Source organism: Streptomyces pathocidini (assembly GCF_001418495.1).
Lineage (GTDB): Bacteria > Actinomycetota > Actinomycetes > Streptomycetales > Streptomycetaceae > Streptomyces > Streptomyces pathocidini.
Genome location: NZ_LIQY01000475.1, coordinates 1 through 4,687, shown reverse-complemented (window position 1 = coordinate 4,687; position 4,687 = coordinate 1). Strand labels below are relative to the sequence as shown.

Below are 4,687 nucleotides of genomic sequence, written 5' to 3'. Positions count from 1 at the left end.
GGGAGGTGCCCCCCGCGCCCAGCGGCGGTTAAGGCTCAGGCCGGTTCGCAGTCGGTGTAGGGCGGGCAGAAGGAGGTCAGGGCTGTTTGGGCCGGTTTGGTCTGGGCCGCGGTGCCCTCCTCGGCGGGGCCCGTGGCCGCCACGGCGTAGTACTGGCCGTCCGCCGCCTGGAAGCGGATGTCGACCGTCCGCCGGGAGTCGCCGGAGGACTTGTCCGTGAACGTGTACTCCCAGCGGGCCGACTCCGTGGCCCCCGAGGGCGCGGCGGGCAGCTCGCTGAGGTCCACGCGCTCGTAGTCCTTGACTCCGCCGTCCGCCAGGTACTCGTCCGCGAGCCGCACCGACTCGTAGGGGCTCGACTCCTCGACCGCGAAGACCTGGAGGCGGCTCGACCCCTTCTGGTACGTGACGACGGTCGGGTGGCCGAGCCGCTCCTGCGCCTTGCGGGTCCAGCCCTCGGGGATGTCGACGGTCCAGCCCTGATCGTCCGCGTACCGCTGGTAGCCCGAGGGCGGTTCGGCGGTGATCGTGGAGTCGGCGGGGTCGGCCAGCGCGGCGTCCCGCGCCTCGGCCTCCGCCGAGGCCTGCGCCTTGGCGGAGCGGGAGGCCTCCGCCCGCGCCGAGGCGCTTGCCGACGCCAGGGCCTTGGCCGCCGCCTCCTCGGCGTTGCGCCGTTCGATCTGCCGCCAGGTGACGAACCCCAGCGAGTACGCCAGCAGCACGCCCGCCACCGACAGCATCGACACCCGCCGCAGCCTGCGCAGCCGCGCCGCGGCCGCCGCCTCGGGCCGGGCGTCGTCGACCCAGCGCTGGCGCTGGGCGTCGTATCTGATCGCCATCCGGCGTCCTCCCCCTAGAGCACGAAACGAACCGGCAGGCCGCGAACCGGCCTGCTCAGCCGAGCAGTTGGGCCACCACCTGGGCCACGGTGGCCGCCGAGGCCAGGAGGCCGACGGCCGAGGCGCCGGGTGCCAGCAGCTCGCCCAGCCGGTGCAGCCGGTCCGGGGTGACACGGCCGGTGCCGGCGATCTCCCGCTCTGTCTCCGCCAGTTCGCGGCCCGCCTCCTGCGTGGCCTCACTGGCGGCGAGCGCGGCGAGATCGCGCTTGAGGGCGGACACCGCTTCGAGGAGCTTGGCGGTCGTCTCGTCGGGCTGCGGCCCCTTGGCGCCCTCGTGGTAGTGGGCCTGGCTGTGGGCGCCGAAGCTGACCGCGCCCCCGCTCACCTGCCCCACGTGGAAGACGCCGCCGCCCTGCTGCTGTTCCTCGCTCAATTGCCGCCTCCCGCGGTGGCCGTCGCGCTGCTGTTCTCGCCCATGGCCACGGCGCCGCCGGTCACCTTGCCGACCGCGTAGCCGCCGCTCATGTCCTTGATGAAGACGCCGCCGTCGCCCACGTTCACGATGTGCTGCTCGAAGCGGTCGGTCTGGTAGCCGTCGCCCTCCAGCGCGTCCCGGACCCCGCTCGCGATGCGGTCCTGCAGGGTCTTCACGTACCGGCTGACGTCCATCTCCTGGAGCAGCGACAGCTCGTCGGTGCTGCCCAACTCCCGTACGGAGAGCAGCGGTGCGCCCGCGGGGCGGCGCTCCGGCGCGTCCCACGACCTGCGGACCGCCTCCGCCACCGTGCGGGCCGCCGAGGCGCCGAGGGTGAACACCGCGGTCGGCGCGGCGAGCAGGGCCTTGAGGGCCTCGCGCGCCAGGTCGCCGTGGCCGTCGAGAGCGACCACGGCGTCCACGTCGCGGAACTCCTCGCGCACCGGGCCCAGGACGTGCGGGGCGACCTCCAGCACCAGCATCCGGCCCTGGGTGTGGACCCGGACGAAGACGGTGACGACGACCTGCTCGTCCCAGGCGCCGACCCGGACGCGCAGGAAGTGGCGCCGCCCCTCGCCGCCCTCGTCCACGGCGTCCCGTACGTGCTGGTCGATGGCGTCCGCGTGGTAGAAGCCCTCCTCGCGGCCCACGCCCGCGGGGAGGTAGACGAACTCGTCGATCTCCAGGTCCCGCAGCCGGTCGACGCTGTTGGCAGCGGTGGCCGCGCGCAGCTGCCGCAGCGGCTCCTTGACCAGCTCGACGATCCTGGCGGCGGTCAGCTCGCGGGCCGCCGCGCCCTCCTCGGCCCCCGCCTGCGCGGGCACGCCCGGCTTCAGCTCCTTCTTCCGCTTCAGCTCCAGCGCGAACGACCAGGGCTGGTACGGGACTCCGGCGCCGATGAAGGGTTGGTACGGGTCGTAGAGCGCGCCCATCGCGTGCTGCTCACGCTCGACGGCGGCGGCGACCGTGCGGCAGCGTGGGGTCAGGGGCAGCGCGGTGACGGCGGGGGTGTCGCGGAAGGTGTCCCGGCCCAGCTCGTCGCGCAGCACGGTCTCGACGCTCGCCCGGTAGACCCAGACGACCAGCCCCAGGGCGATCGGGAAGACCAGCGGGAAGGGGTCGTCGGGCAGGTTCACGACGGCGGCGAACCAGTAGACGACGAAGCCGAGCCGCACGTAGACCGTCAGCAGCCAGCCGATGACACGGCGGGCGCGGGAGATCGCGCCCGCGTGGCGGATGGCGGGCAGCGGCACCTCGCGCTCGACCGGGGAGTACGGCGCCGGGCGCTTGCCCGCGACGAACCGGGCCAGCACCAGGCCGAGGCACAACTGCGCGTACAGATACGGCCAGAGCGCGCTGCCGTCGCTCACGATGCCGGTCAGGCTCGGGTCGGAGAAGGCCTGGCTCGCCACCTCCGGGTCGAAGTACGCCCCGTCGGCGCCCGTCAGCTCCGCCTCGGCGGCGAAGAAGCCGATCCACACCGCGAGCAGCGCCAGCGCGGCCCACACCTCCTGGGCGCGGGCGCGCACGGCGTGCGCGAGCACGGACAGCACGTCGACGCCCAGCGAGGGCGGCACGGGGCGCTCGGCGTGGCCGATGAGTTCGCCGACCACCCGGCGGCGGAAAGAGCTGTCGAGGTACGCGCCCGCGCTCAGCAGCCGCGTGGCTTCCGACTGGGCACGGCGCACGTCCGGACCGTTCACATGACCCCCCGATGGACCTAACTGGCCTGTCATGTCGTTCAGTTGACGAAGATGCAGCTGACGAAGGAGATGAAGATACCAGCCGTCAGCCCACGCCAGGCGCCTTTTTCCGGCCCTTCCGCTCTTTCAGGTACTCCTCGAAGGTGACGCGGCCGACGGCCCGGTCCGGGGTCAGGTTGCCGCCCCGGCGCAGGTCCCTGAACACCCGGCCGGGCAGCCGCAGCGGCAGCACGCGGCGGCGCCGCCCGACGGACTCCAGGTAGACGCGGGCCAGGTCGGTGTGGGTGCGGATCTCGGGGCCGCCCATGTCCGGGACGCGGCCCGCGGGTTCGCCGGTGGCCAGCTCCACGAGCCGCTCGGCCACCTCCCGTACCTCGATGGGCTGGAAGCGGGCCCCGGAGATCGAGAAGTTCGCCGCGGGCAGCCTCCCCTGGGCCTCCGTGATCAGCGCGATGAGGTCGTGGAACTGGGTGGTGCGCAGGGTGCTCCACGGCAGGCCCGAGCTCTCGATGACGCGCTCGGCGGCGAGTTTGGCGCGGTAGTAGAAGAAGTTGACGCGGTCGATGCCGACGATCGAGATGTAGACCAGGTGCGGCGGGTCGCCCTCGCGGCGCCCCGCGACCTCGGTCAGCAGGCGGGTGGCGGCGATGTCGCCGCGGCCGCCGGTGGTGGCGCAGTGCACGATCGCGGGGACGCCCGCGACGGCGGCGTCGATCCCGGCGCCGGTGCGGAGATCGCCGGTGGCCCAGTCGTACGGCTCGTGGTCACCGGCCGGCCGCGGGCGGCGGCTGAGCACCCGCACCTCCTGCCCGTCGTCCAGCAGCCGCCGGACGACGGCGCGGCCGAGCGTGCCGGTGGCGCCGGTCACCAGGATGGGTCCGTTCACGGTCCGTGCCTCCTCGCGGGGTGGGCGGTCCGGCTCCGCGTTCCGGCGCATGGCCGCCTCGCTCCTCCATGTCACCCGTTACGACGCCAGTCCACCACCGGGGTGTGACACCCGGGCGACTCCCGCTCTCGTACGGGCGCCGGTTCAGCCCGCGTCCTCGCGCGGGAAGGAGACCTCGACCCGGCGGTTCTTCTTGCGGCCCGACTCCGTGCTGTTGTCCGCGATCGGGTACTGCTCGCCGTAGCCGCGGATCTCGAACGCGACGCCCGCGCCGAGCGCGTCCGTCAGCTCCTGGTGGACGGTGTTGGCGCGACGCTTGGAGAGGACGTCGCCGTGGGCGGACGAGCCGAGGTCGTCGGTGAAGCCGAAGACGCGCACCTTCGCGGCGTCCTGCGCCTTGATCTCGTCGGCGATCGCCCGGATGCGGTCGTGCGCGTCGGGGCTCAGCCGGGCGCTGTCCTTGGGGAACAGGACCTCCGCCTGGAGGGCGAACTTCACGTCCGAGTTGGTGTCCTCGCGCCGCTCCTCGCCACCGAGGTCCTCCACGACGGACTTGATGTCCAGCACCTTCGCGGGCGCGAGCGCGGCCCCGTCGGCCAGCCGGAGCTCCGGGTCTTGTCCGTCGATCTCCACGGGCGGGGAGGGCTTGGTGATGCTCCCCGGCGGCACGACGGGTTCGGCGGCGTCGGCGTGGGCGGTGGGGGTGGTGAGGCAGGCGAGGATGGCGGCCGCGGCGGCGGAGACGCCAGCGGCGAGGATGCGGGGGTGAGGGCAGGGGTGGCGG

5 protein-coding genes are annotated in these 4,687 nt (G+C 73.7%); all 5 read right to left on the bottom strand.

All coding sequences use genetic code 11. From position 1 onward, the window contains the following. Positions 1-35 precede the first annotated feature (35 nt). Entirely contained in the window at positions 36-839 is an 804-nt protein-coding gene (locus tag AOK16_RS20735; RefSeq protein WP_055473697.1) for a hypothetical protein, read from the bottom strand. Between the two features lie 55 nt (positions 840-894). Continuing rightward, complete coding sequence (locus AOK16_RS20730) at positions 895-1,272, bottom strand: hypothetical protein (protein WP_055473696.1); 378 nt, start codon at positions 1,270-1,272, stop codon at positions 895-897. Continuing rightward, a complete protein-coding gene (locus AOK16_RS20725; RefSeq protein WP_240483670.1) occupies positions 1,269-3,002 on the bottom strand; it encodes a hypothetical protein in 1,734 nt (577 codons plus the stop codon). The genes AOK16_RS20730 and AOK16_RS20725 overlap by 4 nt, the downstream gene beginning before the upstream one ends. Positions 3,003-3,102: 100 nt before the next feature. Continuing rightward, positions 3,103-3,903: an SDR family oxidoreductase gene (locus AOK16_RS20720; RefSeq protein WP_055473699.1), complete on the bottom strand. Its 801-nt coding sequence runs from the start codon at positions 3,901-3,903 to the stop codon at positions 3,103-3,105. Between the two features lie 144 nt (positions 3,904-4,047). Continuing rightward, a complete protein-coding gene (locus AOK16_RS20715) occupies positions 4,048-4,662 on the bottom strand; it encodes an OmpA family protein (RefSeq protein ID WP_055473698.1) in 615 nt (204 codons plus the stop codon). Positions 4,663-4,687 lie beyond the last annotated feature (25 nt).

Bases quoted from the DNA above. Each gene is read 5' to 3' on its own strand.
- AOK16_RS20735 (WP_055473697.1), bottom strand. From the start codon at position 839: ATGGCGATCAGATACGACGCCCAGCGCCAGCGCTGGGTCGACGACGCC.